22 protein-coding genes are annotated in these 20830 nt (G+C 65.1%); 21 read left to right on the top strand and 1 reads right to left on the bottom strand.

Annotation, left to right across the window (positions count from 1 at the left end; genetic code table 11):
- The first annotated feature begins 155 nt into the window (after window positions 1-155).
- The 7 genes from tkt (at window position 156) to thiE (ending at window position 8446) form a co-directional block, all read left to right on the top strand.
- Complete coding sequence (tkt, locus tag AC0QC4_RS09305; protein WP_483659616.1) at window positions 156-2135, top strand: transketolase; 1980 nt, start codon at window positions 156-158, stop codon at window positions 2133-2135.
- Between the two features lie 4 nt (window positions 2136-2139).
- The gene (gene gap / locus AC0QC4_RS09300) at window positions 2140-3147 is read left to right on the top strand and encodes a type I glyceraldehyde-3-phosphate dehydrogenase (protein WP_483659615.1); all 1008 of its coding nucleotides are present in this window, start codon (window positions 2140-2142) and stop codon (window positions 3145-3147) included.
- A 64-nt stretch (window positions 3148-3211) separates the two neighbouring features.
- Complete coding sequence (locus tag AC0QC4_RS09295; RefSeq protein ID WP_483659614.1) at window positions 3212-4408, top strand: phosphoglycerate kinase; 1197 nt, start codon at window positions 3212-3214, stop codon at window positions 4406-4408.
- A gap of 34 nt (window positions 4409-4442) precedes the next feature.
- Window positions 4443-5450 carry a polysaccharide deacetylase family protein gene (locus AC0QC4_RS09290; protein ID WP_483659613.1) on the top strand — a complete coding sequence of 336 codons (1008 nt, stop codon included), beginning with the start codon at window positions 4443-4445 and terminating at the stop codon, window positions 5448-5450.
- Window positions 5451-5594: 144 nt separating this feature from the next.
- Complete coding sequence (locus AC0QC4_RS09285) at window positions 5595-6500, top strand: fructose bisphosphate aldolase (protein WP_483659612.1); 906 nt, start codon at window positions 5595-5597, stop codon at window positions 6498-6500.
- An 87-nt stretch (window positions 6501-6587) separates the two neighbouring features.
- On the top strand, window positions 6588-7619 hold the full coding sequence (locus tag AC0QC4_RS09280; RefSeq protein ID WP_483659611.1) for a hypothetical protein: 1032 nt from the start codon (window positions 6588-6590) through the stop codon (window positions 7617-7619).
- Between the two features lie 113 nt (window positions 7620-7732).
- Window positions 7733-8446: a thiamine phosphate synthase gene (thiE, locus tag AC0QC4_RS09275; protein ID WP_483659610.1), complete on the top strand. Its 714-nt coding sequence runs from the start codon at window positions 7733-7735 to the stop codon at window positions 8444-8446.
- 23 nt (window positions 8447-8469) lie between these two features.
- Here thiE and AC0QC4_RS09270 read toward each other — a convergent pair whose 3' ends face one another.
- Window positions 8470-8673 (bottom strand): hypothetical protein, encoded by a 204-nt coding sequence (locus tag AC0QC4_RS09270; RefSeq protein WP_483659609.1) that lies wholly within the window; start codon window positions 8671-8673, stop codon window positions 8470-8472.
- A 234-nt stretch (window positions 8674-8907) separates the two neighbouring features.
- On the opposite strand from AC0QC4_RS09270, the gene efp reads away from it, so the two are divergent.
- The 14 genes from efp to nuoI all read left to right on the top strand — a co-directional run bounded on the left by efp (window position 8908) and on the right by nuoI (window position 20687).
- Window positions 8908-9471 (top strand): elongation factor P, encoded by a 564-nt coding sequence (gene efp / locus AC0QC4_RS09265; protein WP_483659608.1) that lies wholly within the window; start codon window positions 8908-8910, stop codon window positions 9469-9471.
- A gap of 128 nt (window positions 9472-9599) precedes the next feature.
- A complete protein-coding gene (locus AC0QC4_RS09260; protein WP_483659607.1) occupies window positions 9600-10421 on the top strand; it encodes an inositol monophosphatase family protein in 822 nt (273 codons plus the stop codon).
- Between the two features lie 154 nt (window positions 10422-10575).
- Window positions 10576-10950 (top strand): NADH-quinone oxidoreductase subunit A, encoded by a 375-nt coding sequence (locus AC0QC4_RS09255; protein ID WP_483659606.1) that lies wholly within the window; start codon window positions 10576-10578, stop codon window positions 10948-10950.
- 5 nt (window positions 10951-10955) lie between these two features.
- Window positions 10956-11516: a NuoB/complex I 20 kDa subunit family protein gene (locus tag AC0QC4_RS09250; RefSeq protein ID WP_483659605.1), complete on the top strand. Its 561-nt coding sequence runs from the start codon at window positions 10956-10958 to the stop codon at window positions 11514-11516.
- 1 nt (window position 11517) lies between these two features.
- On the top strand, window positions 11518-12387 hold the full coding sequence (locus AC0QC4_RS09245) for an NADH-quinone oxidoreductase subunit C (protein ID WP_483659604.1): 870 nt from the start codon (window positions 11518-11520) through the stop codon (window positions 12385-12387).
- Between the two features lie 3 nt (window positions 12388-12390).
- Window positions 12391-13635 carry an NADH-quinone oxidoreductase subunit D gene (locus AC0QC4_RS09240; RefSeq protein ID WP_483659603.1) on the top strand — a complete coding sequence of 415 codons (1245 nt, stop codon included), beginning with the start codon at window positions 12391-12393 and terminating at the stop codon, window positions 13633-13635.
- A 65-nt stretch (window positions 13636-13700) separates the two neighbouring features.
- Window positions 13701-13850 (top strand): hypothetical protein, encoded by a 150-nt coding sequence (locus AC0QC4_RS09235; protein WP_483659602.1) that lies wholly within the window; start codon window positions 13701-13703, stop codon window positions 13848-13850.
- Window positions 13843-14508, top strand: coding sequence for a complex I 24 kDa subunit family protein (locus AC0QC4_RS09230; RefSeq protein WP_483659601.1), 666 nt, complete (start codon window positions 13843-13845; stop codon window positions 14506-14508). The genes AC0QC4_RS09235 and AC0QC4_RS09230 overlap by 8 nt, the downstream gene beginning before the upstream one ends.
- Before the next feature lie 106 nt (window positions 14509-14614).
- On the top strand, window positions 14615-15919 hold the full coding sequence (gene nuoF, locus AC0QC4_RS09225; RefSeq protein WP_483659600.1) for an NADH-quinone oxidoreductase subunit NuoF: 1305 nt from the start codon (window positions 14615-14617) through the stop codon (window positions 15917-15919).
- Window positions 15916-16662, top strand: coding sequence for a hypothetical protein (locus tag AC0QC4_RS09220; protein WP_483659598.1), 747 nt, complete (start codon window positions 15916-15918; stop codon window positions 16660-16662). The genes nuoF and AC0QC4_RS09220 overlap by 4 nt, the downstream gene beginning before the upstream one ends.
- Window positions 16662-18674, top strand: coding sequence for an NADH-quinone oxidoreductase subunit NuoG (gene nuoG / locus AC0QC4_RS09215; protein WP_483659597.1), 2013 nt, complete (start codon window positions 16662-16664; stop codon window positions 18672-18674). Before AC0QC4_RS09220 ends, nuoG begins: the two co-directional genes overlap by 1 nt.
- Window positions 18671-19714: an NADH-quinone oxidoreductase subunit NuoH gene (nuoH, locus tag AC0QC4_RS09210; RefSeq protein ID WP_483659596.1), complete on the top strand. Its 1044-nt coding sequence runs from the start codon at window positions 18671-18673 to the stop codon at window positions 19712-19714. Before nuoG ends, nuoH begins: the two co-directional genes overlap by 4 nt.
- Window positions 19714-20205 carry a hypothetical protein gene (locus AC0QC4_RS09205; RefSeq protein ID WP_483659594.1) on the top strand — a complete coding sequence of 164 codons (492 nt, stop codon included), beginning with the start codon at window positions 19714-19716 and terminating at the stop codon, window positions 20203-20205. The genes nuoH and AC0QC4_RS09205 overlap by 1 nt, the downstream gene beginning before the upstream one ends.
- The gene (gene nuoI / locus AC0QC4_RS09200) at window positions 20202-20687 is read left to right on the top strand and encodes an NADH-quinone oxidoreductase subunit NuoI (RefSeq protein WP_483659593.1); all 486 of its coding nucleotides are present in this window, start codon (window positions 20202-20204) and stop codon (window positions 20685-20687) included. Before AC0QC4_RS09205 ends, nuoI begins: the two co-directional genes overlap by 4 nt.
- Window positions 20688-20830 lie beyond the last annotated feature (143 nt).

Here is a 20830-nt window from a genome sequence, read left to right as displayed (position 1 = left end):
GCGTTGCGTCGCTGTAAACCATCGGCCGGCACGCAGGCGAAACCGCTGCGGTTGACGCTTGGGGCAGGGGACAGCAAAGGGGCGTCGCGCCGAATCGGAAGCCGGAACCTGCTCCGGCACCGTTGGCCGAAGGCGCGTCACGCAAGGGAAACAGCATGTCCGTCGATGACCGTCGCCTCGCCAATGCCATCCGTGCGCTGGCGATGGATGGGGTGCAGGCGGCCAACAGCGGCCACCCCGGCATGCCGATGGGCATGGCCGATGTCGCGACCGTGCTGTTCCGCGATTATCTGAAGTTCGACGCCGCCGCCCCGCACTGGCCGGACCGCGACCGCTTCGTGCTGTCGGCGGGCCATGGATCGATGCTGATCTACGCGCTGCTGCACCTCTCCGGCTATGCGCACCCGACGCTCGACGACCTTCGCAACTTCCGTCAACTTGGCAGTCCATGTGCCGGACATCCCGAGAATTTCGAACTGGCGGGTGTCGAGACGACGACCGGTCCGCTGGGGCAGGGGCTTGCCACTGCCGTCGGCATGGCGCTGGCCGAGCGGCATCTCAATGCGGTGCATGGCGACGATCTGGTCGACCACCGCACGTTCGTGATCGCAGGCGATGGCTGCCTGATGGAAGGTATCAACCACGAAGCGGTCGGGCTTGCCGGGCATCTTGGCCTCGGTCGGCTGATCGTGCTGTGGGATGACAATCGCATCACCATCGATGGCGCGACATCGCTGTCGACCAGCGAGGACATCGCGGCGCGCCATGCGGCCGCCGGATGGCATACCGTGGCCTGCGACGGGCATGACGTGGCCGACATCCGCCGCGCCATCGATGCGGCGATTGCAGATCCGCGGCCCAGCCTCGTCGCCTGCCGCACTGTCATCGGTTATGGCGCTCCCAACAAGCAGGGCACGTCGGCCACGCACGGTTCGCCGCTCGGCGCCGACGAGGTCGCTGCCGCCCGCACCGAGCTGGGCTGGGACCATGCGCCGTTCGAGCTGCCCGGCGATATCGTTGCCGAATGGCGCGCCATCGGCGCCCGCGGCGCGATCGCGCATCACGCATGGTCGGCCCGGCTGGCGGCGAGCGGCAAGGATGGCGCGCTGTTCGGCGCGCCGGTGCTCGACGTGGCCGGCAATCCGGCGTGGCAGGCCTACAAGGCCGGGCTTGCCAGCGATGGCCCGAAGATGGCGACCCGCAAGGCCTCCGAAAAGGCGCTGGGTGCGCTCACCGAGCAGTTCGTGCCGCTGGTCGGCGGTTCGGCCGACCTGACCGGCTCCAACAACACCAAAACGTCCGCGACCCGGCCGATCAGCCGAGAGGATTATGCCGGGCGCTATGTCTATTACGGCATCCGCGAATTCGGCATGGCGGCGGCGATGAACGGCATGGCGCTGCACGGCGGCGTGGTGCCCTATGGCGGCACCTTCCTGGTCTTTGCCGACTATTGCCGGGCTGCGATCCGCCTCTCCGCATTGCAGCAGGCGCGCGTCGTCTATGTGATGACGCACGACAGCATCGGCCTTGGTGAGGACGGGCCGACGCACCAGCCGATCGAGCATCTGCAGAGCCTCAGGGCGATGCCGGGGCTCGACGTCTATCGCCCCGCCGATGCGCTCGAGACCGCCGAATGCTGGGAACTGGCGCTCGAGCAGGCCGCCGGTCCTTCGCTGCTGGCGCTGACCCGGCAGGATCTGCCGGCGCTGCGCGACGATGCATCGGACAATCTGTGCGCGCGCGGCGCCTATCGCCTGCGCGGCGCGACCGCTGCCCGCAAGGTGGTGCTGATCGCGACGGGATCCGAAGTCGCGATTGCCGTCGGCGTGGCAGAGGCGCTGGAAGGGCAGGGGATCGGCGCTGACGTCGTCTCCATGCCCTGTACCAGCCGCTTCGACCGCCAGGATGCCGACTATCGGGCCACGCTGCTGGGTACGCCCGATCTGCTGCGCGTCACAATAGAGGCCGGCACGACCTTTGGCTGGGAGCGCTACGCCGGGCTCGACGGCCTGCGCATCGGCATCGACAGCTTCGGCGCGTCCGCACCGATTGCCGCGCTCTACGACCATTTCGGACTGACCGTTGACAAGATCGTCCCGCAAATCGTTCAGAAACTGTCCCAACCCACGGAGTAAAGTCATGGCCGTCAAGGTAGCCATCAACGGATTCGGCCGCATCGGCCGCCTCGTCGCCCGCGCCATCCTCGAGCGCCCCGATTGCGGGTTGGATCTGGTCGCGATCAACGATCTGGCCGACGCCAAGGCCAACGCCCTGCTGTTCAAGCGCGACAGCGTGCACGGTGCCTTTCCCGGCGAGGTCAGCACCGATGGCGACACGATGATCGTCAACGGCAAGCGCATCCGCGTCACCAAGGAGCGCGATCCCGCCAATCTGCCGCACGCCGAGATGGGCATCGACATCGCGCTCGAGTGCACCGGCTTCTTCACCGACCGCGATTCCGCCGGCAAGCACATCACAGCCGGTGCCAAGCGTGTGCTGGTGTCCGCCCCGGCCAAGGGCGTCGATCTGACGGTCGTCTATGGCGTCAACCACGACAAGCTGACCGGCGATCACACCATCGTGTCGAACGCAAGCTGCACCACCAACTGCCTGGCGCCGGTCGCCAAGGTGCTGAACGATGCGCTGGGCATCGAGCGTGGCCTGATGACGACGGTCCACGCCTATACCAACGACCAGAAGATCCTCGACCAGATCCACAGCGATCCGCGCCGCTCGCGCGCGGCCGCGATGTCGATGATCCCGACCACCACCGGCGCCGCGCGCGCGGTGGGCGAGGTGCTGCCCGAGCTCAAGGGCAAGCTCGACGGTTCGGCGATCCGCGTGCCGACGCCCAACGTCAGCCTGGTCGACCTGACCTTCACCCCCAAGCGCGACACCAGCAAGGAAGAGGTCAACGCGCTGCTCAAGGCCGCTGCTGAAGGCGCGTTCAAGGGCGTGCTCGCCTTTTCCGACGAGCCGCTGGTGTCGATCGACTACAACCATTGCCCGGCGAGCTCGACCATCGACAGCCTGGAAACCGCGGTGATCGACGGCAAGCTGGTGCGCGTCGTCAGCTGGTACGACAATGAGTGGGGCTTCTCCAACCGCATGGTCGACACCGCCGGCGTGATGGCAGGGCTGATCTAGGCAAGGGCGTCGCTGGCCGCCAGACATGGGCGGCGCGGTGCGATGAGGGGAACAAGGAACCGCTATGAGCTTCAAGACCCTCGACGACATCGGCGATGTCCATGGCCAGCGTGTGCTGGTCCGCGTCGATCTCAACGTGCCGATGCAGGATGGCGCGGTCAGCGACGCCACCCGCCTTGCGGCGATGGCGCCGACGGTGCTCGAACTCGCCGACAAGGGCGCGATCGTGCTGCTGCTGTCGCATTTCGGCCGTCCCAAGGGCGCAAAGAATCCGGCGATGTCGCTGAGCCTGGTCATCGACGCAGTCGCCGACACGCTCGGCCGCAGCGTGATGTTCATCTCCGATTGTGTCGGCGAAGGCGCGAAGGCCGGGCTGACGGTGCTGGCGCCGGGGGACATCGCGGTGCTGGAGAACACCCGTTTCCATGCCGGAGAGGAAAAGAACGACCCGGCACTGGTCGCCGCGATGGCCGAAATCGGCGACATCTATGTCAATGATGCCTTTTCCGCCGCGCACCGCGCGCATGCCTCGACCGAAGGGCTGGCGCATGTGCTGCCGGCCTTTGCCGGCCGGGCGATGGAGGCCGAACTGAAGGCGCTGGAACGCGCGCTCGGCAGCCCCGAACGCCCGGTTGCTGCCGTGGTCGGCGGGGCCAAGGTGTCAAGCAAGATCGACGTGCTGCGCCATCTGGTCGGCCGGGTCGATCATCTGATCATCGGCGGCGGCATGGCCAACACCTTCCTCGCGGCGCGTGGCATCGACGTTGGCAAGTCGTTGTGCGAGCATGATCTTGCCGGAACCGCGGAGGACATATTGTCGGCGGCCGACGCGGCGAACTGCACCGTGCACTTGCCATACGATGTCGTCGTCGCCACCGAATTCGGTGCCAATCCGCCGAGCTTGCGCACCTCCAATGTGCATGAAGTGGCGGCCGACGAGATGATTCTCGATGTCGGCCCGGCCGCGACAGAGGCGTTGGCCGATGTCCTCAAGACATGCCGCACACTGGTGTGGAACGGCCCGCTCGGTGCGTTCGAAACGCCGCCCTTCGATGCCGCCACCGTCGCGCTGGCGCGCACCGCCGGGGCGCTGACGCGCGAAGGCTCGCTGGTGTCGGTCGCTGGCGGCGGCGATACGGTGGCCGCACTCAACCACGCGGGCGTGGCCGGCGATTTCAGCTTTGTGTCGACCGCCGGCGGCGCCTTCCTCGAATGGATGGAAGGTAAGGACCTGCCCGGTGTTGCCGCTCTGCTGCGATAACAGCTTTTTCATGCCCGCTTGCTAATAGGCGGGCATGGCGACCCGCGTTTTCCTGACTGTCGATACCGAGCTGGCCTGGCGACACCATGTCGCCGGCCATGCGCCGGAGGAAATCTACCGCCGGTCGATCGAACCGGCCGGCGTCGGCCTGAGCTGGCAACTGGCGCGTCTGAACGAGCATGGCCTCAAGGCCTGCTTCTTCGTCGATCCCGCACCGGCTCATGTCTACGGCCTGGAGCTGATCGAGCGGATCGTCTCGACCATCGTCGGGGCGGGGCAGGATGTGCAGCTCCACCTGCACCCGGGCTGGTATGGCGCCAGTGCCACCCGTCGGGCACAGGCCGCACCCGGCAATCTCATCGATTATGGCGCCGATGAACAGGGCACTCTGCTGGCGCAAGCCAAGGCACTGCTCATGGCCGCCGGCGCACCGGCGCCGCGCGCTTTTCGCGCCGGCAGCTATGCCGCCGATGACGCCACACTCGCGGCTCTGGCTCGGATCGGCATCCGCCACGACAGCAGCTTCAACGCCGCCTGGCCCGATGTCAGCCGCATCGGTGCCCCGCCGCGCAGCCTGGCGCCGCTGCGCCATCAGGGCATGAACCTGTTCCCGGTCGGCTTTCTCGAAGACCGAGGCCAGACCGCGCGCACGCTGCAGATTTGCGCGCTCAGCGCGGAGGAAATGGCCGCTGCCCTGACGCACGCCGCCGCCAACGATCATGCGCTGGTCACCATCGTCAGCCACAGTTTCGAGCTGGCGACCCGCTCGGGGCTGCGTCGCAACGGCGGGCATGTCCGCCGTTTCGAGTGGCTGTGCCGCCATCTCGCCGACCACCGCGACACGCTGCCCACCATCGATTCCGCCGCGCTCGACGCCATTCCGCTGGACCGGGCCGACGAGCCGCTTGCTTACCAGCCGCAGCGCTGGCTGCGTCGTCAGGGCGAACAGTTGTGGATCAACGAGATGATCGAATCGCGGCGCGGCGCGGTCGCCGCCGCTGCGGCTGCCGCAAGCATGGCCGCGGGTATCGAGGCGCTTTGACCGCGTAGCTCCGGGTCACGTACCAGGGCGGAGAGGCGCCCCCGCGCTGCCCACCTGCCAAAACCGGCGAAACAGCCGTTGCCCGAAACGTACCTCGCCGCTAACGGCGCATCACATACGTATGCGTAACCCCCGGAGTTTCAGATGACCGCGCTTTCCACCTTCGCCGAAATGCACGCCAAAATCGCCGCAGGGCAAGGCTTTATCGCAGCGCTCGACCAGTCCGGCGGCTCCACGCCCAAGGCGCTGAAGGGTTATGGCATAGAGGCCGATGCCTTCTCGACCGACGAGGAGATGTTCGCGCTGATCCACGCCATGCGCAGCCGCATCATCACCTCGCCCTGCTTCACCGGGGACAAGGTGATCGGCGCGATTCTGTTCGAGCGCACCATGGACGGCGAGGTCGACGGCAAGCCGACGCCCGCCGCGCTGCTGGAGCGCGGCATCGTCCCCTTCATCAAGATCGACAAGGGTCTGGAGGACGAGGCCAACGGCGTCCAGCTGATGAAACCGATGCCCGATCTCGATGCGCTGCTTACCAAGGCCAAGGCGCTGAACGTGTTCGGTACCAAGGAACGTTCGGTCATCAATTCCGCCAACCGCGACGGCATCGCTGCCGTGGTCCGGCAGCAGTTCGCCGTCGGCGCGCAGGTGCTGGCGCACGGGATGATGCCGATCATCGAGCCTGAGGTGAATATCAAGTCCGCCACCCGCGCCGATTGCGACTCCATGCTGCTCGAGGAGATTCTCGCCAACCTCGACGAGCTGCCGGAGGGTCAGCAGGTGATGCTGAAGCTGTCTCTGCCCGTCGTTCCGGGCACATTCGATCCGCTGGTCGATCATCCCAAGGTGCTGCGCGTGGTGGCGCTGTCGGGTGGTTTCAATCGCCCCGATGCCTGTGCCGAGCTGGCCAGGAACCGCGGCATCATCGCCAGCTTCAGCCGCGCATTGCTCGAGGATCTCCGCCACCAGATGAGCGATGAGGCGTTCGACGCGGCACTCGGTTCGGCTATCGACGCCATCCATGGGGCCTCGGTCCGCAAGGCCTGACCATCGCGGCTGTTCATTGCCGGTCTGCAACAGTAGAGTCAGGCAGTGACGCGGTCGGTGCCGCGTTTCTGTCTGGAGCGCGGGCGCATGATACGGTTTGGAACGATTTTTGTGGTGGCGGGACTATTGTCGGCGGCACCCGCTGCCGCGCAAACGGCCAGCGACGGCAAGCAGGCCGCAGTCGAGAACGCGACAATTGCCGAGGCCAGCCGCCAGTCGGAGGCGTTCGGCCAATGGCTGCTCGGCGTCAACCAGGCAGTGTCGCCGGCGCTTGAGTCGGTGCGGGAATTGCAAGGGGCTTGGGGACAGACCATGTCCAGCCCCAATGTCCGTGCCGCTGCCGCCAGCTTCATGGGCGTGATCGATCGCACACGGGCAGACATCGCCCGGTCGCGCACCGCGGTCGAGGGTATCGCAACGCCCGCTTTCAACGCGATCGACCTGCCGGCCGACTTGCAGCCGACCGCCGTAAAGCAGCAGATGCTGACCATGCTGACACAGATCGACGCGACCGTGGCTGGCTTCCCCGCGCTGCTCGATGCCATGCTCGCCAACGACGAGGCGGCAGGGCGGACGGCTGCGGCCAATCTGTTCCGCTCGGCTGCGGCATTGTATGACAGTCAGCGGCTGTTTGCCCGCGCGGCGCTGGCGACATCGCAGCCGGACACCAGCGATTACCACGCGGCGCGGTTCGAGGTGCTGTTCTTCGAGGCTGGCGGGCGCATGATCGACACCGCTAGCCGCCTCGTCGCCGGCCGCACCGACCCCGCCTTGCCGGCGGATTTGCTGCGCTACGCCGATCAGATCGATGCGATTGCCGAGGAGGCGACCGTCACCGCACGCGCGGCGAAGCAGGCCGCCGAAGCGGACGCGGCAACAGCAGGCGGGCAGCGCCCGATCCTGTTCGAACGCGCCCAGCGCATCGAGGCGCTGTCGATCGAGAATATCGGTATCTGGCGGCGCTACTCGGCCGCGCTGCGGACCGGTGCCAACCAGATGGCCAACGGGCAGGTGACGTTCAATCGGCTGCAGCCCATCATCCAGATCATCACCCCGACCCGCGCCGCGCTCGACGACGTCGGGATGCGGCAGATAGAGATACTGGCGGGCAATCGCTGATCTTTGCCTGATGCACGGCCATCGCGGATGCCATGCATCCGATCGCGGCCAGCGTCCCCCATCCATCCGTGATTGCACTTCGCAGCGTCGCGCCTATCGGCTAGAGCCACGCCATGAACGATCTCAACCATGACGACGATGGCGATGCCCTTGCGCTCGACCCCGATTTTGCTGCCCGCTTCGGTGGCCAGGCCCGACCCCCCTGCCAGCTTTACCTGATTTCGCCGCTCGAAGTCGGCGGTGCCTTTCCCGATCGGCTGGCGGAGGCGGTCGCCAGCGGGCAGGTCGCGGCCTTCCAGTTTCGCGTCAAGGGCGTCGATCAGCATCAGGCGGCGCGCCTCGCCGCGCCGCTGCAGGCGATCTGCGCCGCGCATGACGTCGCCTTCATCGTCAATGACGATATGGCGCTGGCCAAACGGATTGCCGCCGATGGCGTGCATCTGGGACAGGGCGATGGCGACCCGCGCGAGGCGCGGCAGTTGCTCGGCCCGGATGCCCAGATCGGCGTGACCTGCCATGCCAGCCGCCATCTGGCGATGGACGCGGGGGAGGCGGGTGCAGACTATGTCGCCTTCGGTGCCTATTTCCCGACCACCACCAAGCAGGTCGAGCATCGTGCCGATCCGGCCCTGCTCGGCTGGTGGACCACCGTTTCGGAAATTCCGTGCGTCGCGATCGGCGGAATCACCCCCGACAATTGCGCGCCGCTGGTGGCGGCCGGAGCGGATTTCTTGGCGGTTTCGGCTGCGGTCTGGACCCATCCGCAAGGACCGGCGGCCGCAGTGACGGCCCTTGCAAAGGCCATGGCTGGCACCGCCCGGGCCTGAACCCGGCCGCCAGCGTACACGGCCTAGCCCCGGTCGCGGGCGGCGGGCTGCTCCCACAGCGGGTGGGCGTGGGTGCCGGAGAGATAATCCTCGACGAATTCCTCGGTGCTGGGCTCGCCCGCGTCGCGCGCAGCCGGGGGAGGCTGCCGGAACGTCATGGCGCCGAACAGGCCCGCCGCGGGGGCGGCCTTGCGCGCTGTCGGCTCGATGGTTGCTGTCCTGCTCATGGTTCTCAACTTATGACTATCGGATGCCCGCGTCTTGGACCGAAGCGACATCCATGCCGCGTGAGCGCTGTCACGGCGATGAACGGCTCGTCGCAAATCGCGCTCCGGCATGCCAATCTTGCCTTTGGCGTGCCGCTTCGCTAAGCGCCCGCCTCCGGTGCCGGTCAGACTGGCGCCTCGGCTCTTTTCCCCTGTCAACCCCGGCGCAGCGCGCCCATCCAAGGTGCAATTCCCATGAAGATCAGCGGCGTGGACATCCGTCCCGGCAACATCCTCGAATATGAAGGCGGCATCTGGAAGGTCGCGAAGATCCAGCACACCCAGCCGGGCAAGGGCGGCGCCTTCATGCAGGTCGAAATGAAGAATCTGGTCGATGGTCGCAAGACCAACGTCCGTTTCCGCAGCGCCGACACGGTCGAAAAGGTCCGCCTCGACACCAAGGATTTCCAGTATCTCTATGCCGAGGGCGAGGATCTCGTCTTCATGGACAAGGACAGCTACGAGCAGATCACCCTGCCGCGCGACCTGCTGGGCGATGCCGCCGACTTCCTGCAGGACGGCATGGATGTCGTGCTCGAACTGTGGGACGAGCGCCCGATCTCGGTCGAGCTGCCCGAATTTGCCGAAGCAACCATCGTCGAGGCCGACGCCGTGGTGAAGGGTCAGACCGCGTCGTCCAGCTACAAGCCTGCCAAGCTCGACAATGGCGTGCGCGTGATGGTGCCGCCGCACATCGAAAGCGGCACCCGCATCGTCGTCAACGTCTACGACCGCGAATATGTGAGGCGCGCGGACTGAAATACCCTCTCCCCGCCGGGGAGAGTACCAGGGGGAGGGGCAGTCTCTCTACTCAAGACCAATGGCCGGAGGATCAGGACTGCCCCTCTCCCCGGCCCTCTCCCCAGCGGGGAGAGGGAGACAATATCATGGCCGCACAATCCGGCGTCATCACCGTCATGGAACGCGCCGCGCGCAAGGCGGGCAACAAGCTGCGCCGCGATTTCGGCGAGGTCGAGCATCTGCAGGTGTCCCGCAAGGGGCCGGCCGATTTCGTCAGCCGCGCCGACAAGGCGGCCGAGGCAACGCTGTTCGAGGAATTGCAGCGCGCCCGCCCCGACTGGGGCTTCCTGATGGAAGAGGGCGGCGTTGTCGAAGGTGCACCGGGCAAGCCGCGCTGGGTGGTCGATCCGCTCGATGGCACCAGCAACTTCCTGCACGGCATCCCCCATTTCGCCATTTCGATCGCCGTGCAGGATGCGCGGCCCGACGGCGGCTGGGGGGACATCGTCGCCGGTCTTGTCTATCAGCCGGTCACCGACGAAAGCTTCTGGGCCGAGCGGGGCAGGGGGGCATGGCGCCATGACCAACGCCTGCGCGTGTCCGCCCGTCGCGACCTTGCCGATGCGCTGATCGCCACCGGTATCCCCTATTTCGGCCATGGCGACATGGGCCAGTGGACCCGCATCTTCGGCGCGGTAGCCCCCGAAGTCGCCGGCATCCGCCGATTCGGCGCCGCCGCGCTCGATCTTGCCTGGGTCGCTGCCGGCCGTTTCGACGGTTTCTGGGAATCGGACCTGTCGCCGTGGGATGTCGCTGCGGGCATGCTGCTGGTCAAGGAAGCGGGCGGTTTCGTCACCGACTTCCGCGGTGGCGAGCGCAGCCTCGAACGCAGCGAGTTTCTCGCCGCCAACGACGGGCTGCACAGCAAGCTGCACAAGCTGGTTGCGGGGGCGCTGCGCAACGCCTGACGTTACGGAATCGAGCGGCGTACGCCGCGCGATTGCAAACGCTTCGCAGCGCAGCAAAAAGGCGGTTGCGAGCCTTGCGACTGCGGATTTTCGGGCCTAGAAGCGCCCCGTTCGGTGCCTCTCCCGGCACCTTTGAGCCAAGAGAGAAGCCCGCGTGGTCGACCTGTCGCAATATGCCCCGATCCTGCTGTTCCTGTTTGTGGCAGTCGGGATTTCGACACTGTTCGTGTTCCTGCCGATGGGTGTCTCGCGCCTGACCGGCAGCCACAAGCCGGACACCAACAAGCTCACCGAATATGAATGTGGCTTCCCCGCGTTCGAGGACAGTCGCGGCCAGTTCGACGTGCGTTTCTATCTTGTTGCTATTCTTTTCATCATTTTCGATCTCGAAGCCGCCTTCCTCTTCCCTTGGGCGGTCAGCTTGGAGGAAATCGGCTGGGCAGGCTGGGCGACGATGATGGTCTTCCTCGGCGAACTGGTCCTTGGGCTGGTCTATGCGTGGAAGAAGGGCGCTCTGGATTGGGAATGAGCAGCATGGCCACCTCTCCTTCGATCATCCTGCCGCAGGGCGCACAGATTCCCGCCGACGGCACCGGCCCCGACGAGGCCTTTTTCCGCGATCTCTCGTCGGAGGTCGACGACAAGGGCTTCCTCGTCACCAGCACCGAGGACCTGTTCAACTGGGCGCGCACCGGCAGCCTGTGGTGGATGACCTTTGGCCTCGCCTGCTGCGCGGTCGAGATGATCCATGTGAACATGCCGCGCTACGACATGGAGCGCTTCGGCGTCGCCCCGCGCGCGTCCCCGCGTCAGTCGGACGTGATGATCGTTGCCGGCACGCTGTGCAACAAGATGGCCCCGGCGCTGCGCCGCGTTTATGACCAGATGTCCGAGCCGAAATATGTGATTTCGATGGGCAGCTGCGCCAATGGCGGCGGCTATTATCACTATAGCTACAGCGTCGTGCGTGGCTGCGATCGCATCGTGCCGGTCGATATCTACGTCCCCGGCTGCCCGCCGACCGCCGAGGCGTTGCTCTACGGCGTGATGCAGTTGCAGCGGAAGATCCGCCGCACCGGGACGGTGGAGCGCTGAGATGGCCTCTCCTGCCCCCCTCGTCCGCAATCCCGAAGGACTGCTCGATACGCTCCGGGCCGCGCTCGGCAGCGTGGTCGTCGACAGTGCCGATCTGGTCGGCGAACTCAGCATCACCGTGGCGCGTGACAGCGTCGCCGATGTTCTGAAGACGCTGCGCGACGATCACCAGTATCAGCAGCTGATGGAAATCGCCGGCGTCGATTACCCCGACCGGCCTGAGCGGTTCGAGGTGGTCTACCACCTGCTCAGCGTCACCAAGAACCACCGCCTGCGCATCCGCGTCTGCACGGACGAGGCGACGCCGGTGCCGACCGTCACCACCGTCTATCCGAGCGCCGGCTGGCTCGAACGCGAAGTGTTCGACATGTATGGCGTGATCTTCGCCGGGCACCCGGACCTGCGTCGCATCCTCACCGACTATGGCTTTGCCGGCCATCCCTTCCGCAAGGATTTCCCGCTGACCGGCTATGTCGAGCTGCGCTATTCGGAAGCCGAGAAGCGGGTGGTCTATGAGCCCGTCTCCCTCGCGCAGGATTTCCGCAGCTTCGATTTCATGAGCCCGTGGGAAGGCGCCGACTATATTCTGCCCGGCGACGAGAAGGTCGGCGGGCAGGGCGAGGCCAAGGGCGCGCCGACGCCCGCGACCGCCGATCAGTTCAAGAAGTCGGACGAAGCCAAAGCCGCCCCGCCGCCGCCGACCCCCAAGACCACCGAAAACAAGGGGCAGACCGGCGCCGGCGAGCCCGCCTCGACCGAGGCCGCCAAGCCCAAGGCGCGCAAACCGCGTGCGGCCAAGGCCGATCCGGCCGCAACGCCGGCGGCTGAGAAGAAACCCCGCGCCCCGCGCAAGCCGAAGACGGAGGGCTAAGCCATGGCTGAAACCTACGATATCCCCACCGGCTATGCCGAGCTGACCCCCGACGACGCCAACACGGCGGGCGATCGCGAGATCACCAACTACACGATCAACTTCGGCCCGCAGCATCCTGCCGCGCACGGCGTGCTGCGCATGGTGATGGAGCTCGACGGCGAAATCATCGAGCGGATCGATCCGCACGTCGGCCTGCTCCACCGCGGCACCGAAAAGCTGATCGAGTACAAGACCTACCTGCAGGCGCTGCCCTATTTCGACCGGCTCGACTATTGCTCTCCCCTGGGCATGGAGCACAGCTATGTGCTCGCCATCGAAAAGCTGCTCGATCTCGAGGTGCCGCTGCGCGCCCAATACTTACGCGTGCTGTTCGCCGAGTTGACCCGCATCTGCAACCATATGCTCAACATCGGCAGCCACGTCATGGACGTCGGCGCGATGACCCCCAACCTGTGGGTGTTCGAATTGCGCGAGGACTGCCTCAACTTCTTCGAACGCGCCAGCGGCGCCCGCATGCACAGCGCATATTTCCGCCCCGGCGGCGTGCATCAGGATGTGCCGCTCAAACTGCTGACTGACATCGGCGAATGGTGCGAGACGCGCCTGCCCAAGCTGTTCGGCGACGCGATGAGCCTGGTCATCGACAACCGCATTTTCAAGCAGCGCAATGTCGATATCGCCACCGTCAGCAAGCAAGACGCGCTCGCATGGGGCTTCTCCGGCCCGATGATCCGCGGCTCCGGCATCGCCTGGGATCTGCGCAGGTCGCAGCCCTATGACGTCTATGACCGGATGCAGTTCGAGATCCCGGTCGGCACGCGCGGCGATTGCTATGACCGTTTCATGGTCCGCGTCGAGGAAGTCTACCAGTCGGCGCGCATCATCAAGCAGTGCCTCAACGAGATGCCCGAAGGCCCGATCGCCAGCCTCGACCGCAAGGTGGTGCCGCCCAAGCGCGGTGAGATGAAGATGTCGATGGAGGCGCTGATCCATCACTTCAAACTCTACACCGAAGGCTTCCACGTCCCCGCCGGCGAAGTCTATGTCGCGACCGAAAGCCCCAAGGGCGAATTCGGCGTCTATCTGGTGTCGGACGGCTCGAACAAACCCTACCGCTGCAAGATCCGCCCGACCGCGTTCAGCCACCTGCAGGCGATGGATTTCATGTCACGCGGGCACATGCTGGCGGACGCGACCGCGATTCTGGGCGCGATGGATATCGTGTTCGGGGAGTGCGACCGGTGATTGCTTTGCTTACCCGATATAATTGGTCATTGCCTAGAGCGCTTACATTGCTTGCGCTGGTAGGAATGCTTGCCGCAACCAAGTTCGGTTTGTTGCCAGAAGGCGGCTGGCTAAACGACATTGCCATGGTGGGCATCACGATCATTTCGATCATGAATCTATGGCTCATGCGGCATCTTCTCAGCGCGGGAAATCCGGGAAAGCACCATGGCTGACATAACCCTCCCCGACGAAGCCGAAACCCGCGCGCGCTGGGGCGCTTTTGCGTGGACGGCGGAGAATGCCGCGCAGGCAGAACGCATCATCGCCCGCTATCCCGCCGGCCGTCAGCGCTCGGCGATCATGCCGCTGCTCGACCTTGCCCAGCGGCAGGTGGGGGCGGAGACACAGACCCAAGGGTGGCTGCCGGTGCCGGTGATCGAATATGTCGCGGCCCAGCTCGACATGCCCTACATCCGCGCGCTCGAGGTCGCGACCTTCTACACCATGTACAATATGGTGCCGGTCGGCCGCTATCATGTGCAGGTGTGCGGGACGACGCCGTGCATGCTGCGCGGGTCGGACGATGTCATGGCCGCCTGCAAGAACAAGGGTTTGGTCAAAGGCAAGACCACGCCCGACGGCCTGTTCACTCTGACCGAGGTCGAATGCATGGGCAATTGCGCCTCCGCGCCGATGGTCCAGATCAACGACGACAATTACGAAGACCTAGATTACGACCGCACCATCGCCATCCTCGACGCGCTGGCCGCGGGCGAAACGCCCAAGACCGGCACGCAGGAGCCGGGCCGGCATACGGTCGAACCGCTCGGTGCGCCGACCAATCTGGCGGCGATGGTCAGCGAAAATCACGATTATCGGGGGGAGTGGTGATGAACTTTTCCCATTCCGTCATTGCGAGCATCGCGAAGCAATCCAGGGCGGCGCTGCGCAACACTGGATTGCTTCGCTGCGCTCGCAATGACGTGGAGAGAGCAGCATGAGCCTCGCTGACAAAGACCGCATTTTCACCAACGTTTACGGCTATCAGGACTGGGGCCTGAAAGCCGCGCAGGCGCGTGGCGACTGGGACAATACTGCCGCCCTCATGCAGCGTGGGCAGGACCAGATCATCGAGGATATCAAGGCATCGGGCCTGCGCGGGCGCGGCGGGGCAGGGTTCCCCACCGGCCTCAAGTGGAGCTTCATGCCCAAGGCGCCGACGCCAGAGCGCCCCAGCTTCCTCGTCATCAACGCCGACGAATCCGAGCCGGGCAGTTGCAAGGACCGCGAAATCATCCGCCACGATCCGCACAAGCTGATCGAAGGCGCGCTGATAGCCGGTTTCGCGATGCGCGCACGCGCCGCCTATATCTACATCCGCGGCGAATATATCCGGGAGGCGGAGACATTGTTCGCCGCTGTGCAGCAGGCCTATGACGCCGGCCTGCTGGGCAAGAATGCTGCCAAGTCGGGCTATGATTTCGACGTCTTCGTCCATCGCGGCGCGGGTGCCTATATCTGCGGTGAAGAAACCGCGATGATCGAAAGCCTGGAAGGCAAGAAGGGCCAGCCGCGGCTCAAGCCGCCGTTCCCGGCAGGTGCTGGCCTGTACGGCTGCCCGACCACGGTCAACAATGTCGAGAGCATTGCTGTGGTGCCCACCATATTGCGGCGTGGCAGCACCTGGTTCTCCAGCTTCGGGCGGGAGAATAACAAGGGCACCAAGCTGTTCCAGATCAGCGGCCATGTCGAAAAGCCGTGCGTGGTCGAGGAGGAGATGAGCATCTCTTTCCGCGAGCTGATCGAGCGGCATTGCGGCGGCATCCGTGGCGGCTGGGACAATCTGCTCGCGGTTATCCCCGGCGGCTCCTCGGTGCCGCTGGTTCCCGCCGAGCAGATCATTGATGCGCCGATGGATTTCGACGGGCTGAAAGCGGTCGGCTCCGGCCTCGGCACCGCGGCGATCATCGTCATGGACAAATCCACCGACATCGTCCGCGCGATCAGCCGCATCAGCTATTTCTACAAGCATGAAAGCTGCGGCCAGTGCACCCCCTGCCGTGAGGGGACGGGCTGGATGTGGCGCGTGATGGAGCGGCTGCGCACCGGCGACGCCGATATTTCCGAGATCGATCTGCTCCAGCAGGTCACCAAGCAGGTTGAAGGCCACACCATCTGCGCGCTGGGCGACGCCGCTGCCTGGCCAATCCAAGGGCTGATCAGGCATTTCCGCCCCGAACTCGAACGCCGCATCGTTGCGCGCAAGGGCGATGGCCCCGCGATGCTGGAGGCGGCGGAGTGAGGCTTGCCGCCGCCTTGATTGCGGTTGCGTGTCTCGCATCGTTGGATGCGGCTCCGACGCGTGCCCAGTTCAGCGTCGAAGACCGCGTTGCCTCTGAGCGGGACGCCTTGCGTGTCGCCGATGATTTCGGCGCGTGCGTTGTAAGCCAGTTCCGTGCAACGGCCCGCCGGATCGTGACCGAGCCCGTCGCTCATGATCGCCTGTTCGAGGATTTCCGCACGGAGATCAACGGACGGTGCGTGAACGAAAGCGACGTGTCCGGGCCTCCGTCGCAGATGTGGTTCCCCTACCCGACGGTTCATGCGGTCCTGGCTGACAATCTGATCAAGCGGGACTTCCGCCGCGGCGGCCCCGCCGACCTTTCTGCGGCTCCGGCAATCCAGCCGATCGACGAGCCGGTGCTCCCCGACGTTCTGGCGATGGCAGATATGAATGCGGATCAACGTGCCGCCGTCGTCGCCGAACACGCCAGCCACGACGCATGGCAGGTGTTGCAGCGCGTCGGCATATGTACCGCTAGGAGAGCGCCCGAAGCGGTGCGTCAGCTTGCCCTGACGCGCATCGGCTCTGACGAGGAGCGCGTTGCGCTGCGGATGCTGTCCCCTGAAATCGGCGGGTGCGTGCCAACCGGCGCCACCGTCCGCTTGCGTCCGGTCGAGGTCCGTTGGGCCTCGGTGCTGGGCTACTATCGACTTGCTGCGGCGATGAATATGGGCGCGAACAGCGCCGAAGGATCAGAATAATGCCTAAACTCACCGTAGACGGCATCGAAGTAGAAGTCCTCGCTGGCGCCACCGTGCTTCAGGCGTGCGAGGCTGCGGGCAAGGAAATTCCGCGCTTCTGCTATCATGAGCGCCTGTCCATCGCCGGCAACTGCCGCATGTGCCTGGTCGAGGTGTCCCCCGGCCCGCCCAAGCCGCAGGCGTCGTGCGCGCTGCCCGCCGCCGACAATCAGGTGATCCGCACCGACACGCCGATGGTCAAGCACGCCCGCGAAGGCGTGATGGAATTCCTGCTGATCAACCACCCGCTCGATTGCCCGATCTGCGACCAAGGCGGCGAGTGCGACCTGCAGGACCAGTCCATCGCCTATGGCAAGGGCCACAGCCGCTACGACGAGAACAAGCGCGCGGTGACCGAGAAATATATGGGCCCCATCGTCAAGACGGTGATGACCCGCTGCATCCACTGCACCCGCTGCGTCCGCTTTGCCGAGGAAGTCGCCGGGGTCGAGAGCATCGGCGCGCTCTATCGCGGCGAGAATATGCAGATCACCTCCTATCTCGAAGAAGCTGTGAACAGCGAGCTTTCGGGCAATGTCGTCGATCTCTGCCCGGTCGGCGCGCTCACCGCCAAGCCCTATGCCTTCGAGGCGCGCCCATGGGAGCTGAGCAAGACCCCGGGCATCGACGTGATGGACGCGGTCGGCACCAACATCCGCATCGACGCGCGCGGGCGGCAGGTGCTGCGCGTGCTCCCGCGCATCAATGATGACGTCAACGAGGAATGGGCGCACGACAAGACCCGCCACCATATCGACGGCTTGATGGCCCGCCGCCTCGACCGCCCGTGGGTGCGCCGCGACGGCAAGCTGCAACCGGCGACCTGGGGCGAAGCCTTCGAGGCAATCCGCGCCATCGACGCTGGTCCCTCGGTCGCTGCCATTGCGGGCGATCTGGTCGATTGCGAGACGATGTTCGCCGCCAAGGCGCTGGTCAATGCGCTCGGCTCGACCATGCTGGAGGGCCGCCAGACCGGCCTCAGTTATGATGTCTCCAGCCTGTCGGCGGTCAATTTCAACACCGGCATCGCCCGTGCGGAAGAGGCCGACGTCATCCTCCTCGTCGGCACCAACCTGCGCTGGGAAGCGCCGCTGATCAACACCCGCATCCGCAAGGCGGTGTGGCGGCGCAAGGCGCGAGTCTTCGCTATCGGGCCAGAGGTCGACCTGACCTATCGCGCCGAATGGCTGGGCGATGACGCTGCGCTGCTCGCCAACTTGCCCAAGGCGGTGACCGAAGCCTTTGCCAAAGCCGAACGCCCGATGGTCATCGTCGGCGGCGGCGCGCTCGCCGTCCCCGGCGCACAGGGCGCGGCGCAGGCGCTGGTCGAGAGGCTGGGCCTGGTCAAGGACGGCTGGAACGGCTTCAACATCGTCCACATGGCTGCCGCCCGCATGGGCGGGCTGATGCTTGGCTATGCCCAGCCCGGCGGCATCGCCGACATTGTCGCGGCACAACCCAAGCTGGCCTTCTTCCTCGGTGCCGACGAGGTCGATTTCACCAAGTTCGACAGCAGCTTCAAGGTGTTCGTCGGCCATCACGGCGACAAGGGCGCGGCTGCTGCCGACGTCATCCTCCCCGCCGCCGCCTGGCCCGAAAAGCCGGGAACCTATGTGAATACCGAGGGCAGGGTGCAGATGTCCGAACGCGCCACCTTCCCGCCCGGAGACGCGCGCGAGGACTGGAGCATCTTCCGCGCCCTCGCCGACGTGCTCGGCGTCACCTTGGGCTTCGACAGCTTTGCGCAGGTCCGCGCCGCAATGATCGCCGCCGTCCCCGCGTTCGGGCGCGAGAGCGAGATCGCCGACTATGGCTGGAGCCTTCCGATACTCGACGCCAAACCGTCGGGCCCCATCCCCAGCCCGGTCAAGGATTTCTACCTGACCAACGCCATTGCCCGCGCCAGCGAGACGATGCAGCGCTGCTCCGCGGAGCTGGTGCATGGGCAGAGCTTTGCAGAGGCTGCGGAATGACCGCCTATCTCCAATCCACCTTCCTCGGCGTTGAGCTCGGTTGGTTTGTCGCCACCCTCGCGCTCATCCTCATGATCGCTCTGCCGGTCATGGCCGCCGTCGCCATGATCATCTATGCCGACCGCAAGATCTGGGCGGCGATGGCGCTGCGGCGCGGGCCCAACGTCATCGGCCCGTGGGGCCTCCTCCAGTCCTTTGCCGACGGGCTCAAGGTCTTCCTTCAGGAAACCATCATCCCGTCGAGCGCCAACAAGGGGCTGTTCCTGCTCGCGCCGATCATCACCTTCACGGTCGCGCTGATGGCCTGGGCGGTGATCCCGTTCAATTCGGGCGCGGTGCTGGCGGATATCAATATCGGCCTGCTCTACATCCTCGCGATCAGCTCATTGGGCGTCTATGGCGTCATCATCTCGGGCTGGGCCTCCAACTCCAAATATCCATTCTTCTCCGCGCTGCGCGCCGCCGCGCAGATGATCAGCTATGAAGTGTCGATCGGCTTCGTACTGATCTCAGTCGTGCTGATGGCCGACAGCTTCAACCTGCAGACCATCATCCGCGAACAGACCGGACATATCCTAGGGCTGTTCAACGGCTTCGGCTTCAACCCGCTGCTGTTCCCGATGGCGGTGGTGTTCCTCATCTCGTCGATGGCCGAAACCGCGCGCGCGCCTTTCGACCTGACCGAGGCGGAGAGCGAGCTCGTCGCCGGTTACCAGACCGAATATAGCTCGATGGCCTTCGCTCTGTTCTGGCTGGGCGAATATGCCAATGTCATCCTGATGTGCGCGCTGAACGCCATCCTGTTCTGGGGCGGCTGGCTGCCGCCGATCGACTGGGCGCCGCTGTATGTCGTCCCCGGCTGGGCATGGCTGTTCCTCAAGATCTGGATTTTCTTCTTCATCTTCAGCTGGGTCAAGGCCACCGTCCCGCGCTACCGCTACGACCAGTTGATGCGTCTGGGCTGGAAAGTGTTCCTGCCGCTGTCGCTGTTCTGGGTGTTCCTGGTCAGCGGCTTCCTCATGCTGACGAGGTATGGGTGATGCGTTATTTCGCTGGATTCTTGGCTTTTGTGATCTTGCCCCTAACGACGGTAAGCGCACAATCTGAGCAATCGGAGACGGGCACTCCGGCCAAACTGATAAATTGCGAACTCGGTCGACCATCGGCGGCTTCGTTTTACATGCGATCTGCGGGACCAGTGCACCCATTTTCGTTGTTGGTTGGCCCTCATGAAGTGGGTCAGCGAACAGATCAGGTGCGCTTTTTCGATCCAGCTAACTTTTTGTCAGGCGCGTCACTTCAAAACGCAGTCATCGAAAACAATGGCGACGTTATCGTTGCCGAGACCGATCGGGCCGCGCCTGTGCGCTTTAAGTTGATCGTAATCGTCGGCAGCGGTCAAGGCGCGTTAGCTCGGTACGGCGAGGGCGCACAAAGCGGTCAGTTGGCCATACAATTTGTAGGGCCTTGCTCGATCAATGAGTCGGCCAATGCTGCCGAGTTGTTCGAAGAAATGAGTAACCCTCAATGACCCTCTCCCAAACCATCAAAGCCTTCACCCTGTGGGAATTCGTCAAGGCGCATGCCCTGACGCTGCGTTATTTCTTCAAGCCCAAGGCGACGCTCAACTATCCGTTCGAGAAGAACCCGCTGTCCCCGCGCTTCCGCGGCGAACATGCGCTGCGCCGCTATCCCAATGGCGAGGAACGCTGCATCGCCTGCAAGCTGTGCGAGGCGGTGTGCCCGGCGCAGGCGATCACCATCGAGGCAGAACCCCGCGAGGACGGCAGCCGCCGCACCACGCGCTACGACATCGACATGACCAAGTGCATCTATTGCGGCTTCTGTCAGGAAGCCTGCCCGGTCGACGCCATCGTCGAAGGCCCCAATTTCGAATTCGCCACGGAAACGCGCGAGGAATTGCTCTACGACAAGGCCAAGCTGATCGCCAACGGTGACAAATGGGAACGCGCCATCGCCGCGAACCTTGCCGCCGATGCGCCGTATCGGTAGGGGCGCGGGCGACATGATTCAGAGCATCGAACAGCAGGTCCTCCCCGGCACGGGGAGGGGGACCAGCGAAGCTGGTGGAGGGGCACGCGGTTATCCGGTGACCTCCCGAAACCCCGCGCTTGCCCCTCTGCCATCCTGTGGAT

This window comes from Sphingomonas sp. jy18 (genome assembly GCF_056931895.1).
Note: the sequence above shows the minus strand (reverse complement) of the source record. Positions and strands in the feature narration are given on the sequence as shown.

Bases quoted from the DNA above. Each gene is read 5' to 3' on its own strand.
- nuoF (WP_483659600.1), top strand. From the start codon at position 14,615: ATGAGCCTCGCTGACAAAGACCGCATTTTCACCAACGTTTACGGCTAT.
- efp (WP_483659608.1), top strand. From the start codon at position 8,908: ATGAAGATCAGCGGCGTGGACATCCGTCCCGGCAACATCCTCGAATAT.
- AC0QC4_RS09280 (WP_483659611.1), top strand. From the start codon at position 6,588: ATGATACGGTTTGGAACGATTTTTGTGGTGGCGGGACTATTGTCGGCG.
- AC0QC4_RS09240 (WP_483659603.1), top strand. From the start codon at position 12,391: ATGGCTGAAACCTACGATATCCCCACCGGCTATGCCGAGCTGACCCCC.
- nuoI (WP_483659593.1), top strand. From the start codon at position 20,202: ATGACCCTCTCCCAAACCATCAAAGCCTTCACCCTGTGGGAATTCGTC.
- AC0QC4_RS09295 (WP_483659614.1), top strand. From the start codon at position 3,212: ATGAGCTTCAAGACCCTCGACGACATCGGCGATGTCCATGGCCAGCGT.
- AC0QC4_RS09290 (WP_483659613.1), top strand. From the start codon at position 4,443: ATGGCGACCCGCGTTTTCCTGACTGTCGATACCGAGCTGGCCTGGCGA.
- nuoH (WP_483659596.1), top strand. From the start codon at position 18,671: ATGACCGCCTATCTCCAATCCACCTTCCTCGGCGTTGAGCTCGGTTGG.
- AC0QC4_RS09260 (WP_483659607.1), top strand. From the start codon at position 9,600: ATGGCCGCACAATCCGGCGTCATCACCGTCATGGAACGCGCCGCGCGC.
- tkt (WP_483659616.1), top strand. From the start codon at position 156: ATGTCCGTCGATGACCGTCGCCTCGCCAATGCCATCCGTGCGCTGGCG.
- AC0QC4_RS09230 (WP_483659601.1), top strand. From the start codon at position 13,843: ATGGCTGACATAACCCTCCCCGACGAAGCCGAAACCCGCGCGCGCTGG.
- AC0QC4_RS09250 (WP_483659605.1), top strand. From the start codon at position 10,956: ATGGCCACCTCTCCTTCGATCATCCTGCCGCAGGGCGCACAGATTCCC.
- AC0QC4_RS09245 (WP_483659604.1), top strand. From the start codon at position 11,518: ATGGCCTCTCCTGCCCCCCTCGTCCGCAATCCCGAAGGACTGCTCGAT.
- thiE (WP_483659610.1), top strand. From the start codon at position 7,733: ATGAACGATCTCAACCATGACGACGATGGCGATGCCCTTGCGCTCGAC.
- nuoG (WP_483659597.1), top strand. From the start codon at position 16,662: ATGCCTAAACTCACCGTAGACGGCATCGAAGTAGAAGTCCTCGCTGGC.
- AC0QC4_RS09270 (WP_483659609.1), bottom strand. From the start codon at position 8,673: ATGAGCAGGACAGCAACCATCGAGCCGACAGCGCGCAAGGCCGCCCCC.
- gap (WP_483659615.1), top strand. From the start codon at position 2,140: ATGGCCGTCAAGGTAGCCATCAACGGATTCGGCCGCATCGGCCGCCTC.
- AC0QC4_RS09285 (WP_483659612.1), top strand. From the start codon at position 5,595: ATGACCGCGCTTTCCACCTTCGCCGAAATGCACGCCAAAATCGCCGCA.
- AC0QC4_RS09205 (WP_483659594.1), top strand. From the start codon at position 19,714: ATGCGTTATTTCGCTGGATTCTTGGCTTTTGTGATCTTGCCCCTAACG.
- AC0QC4_RS09235 (WP_483659602.1), top strand. From the start codon at position 13,701: ATGCTTGCCGCAACCAAGTTCGGTTTGTTGCCAGAAGGCGGCTGGCTA.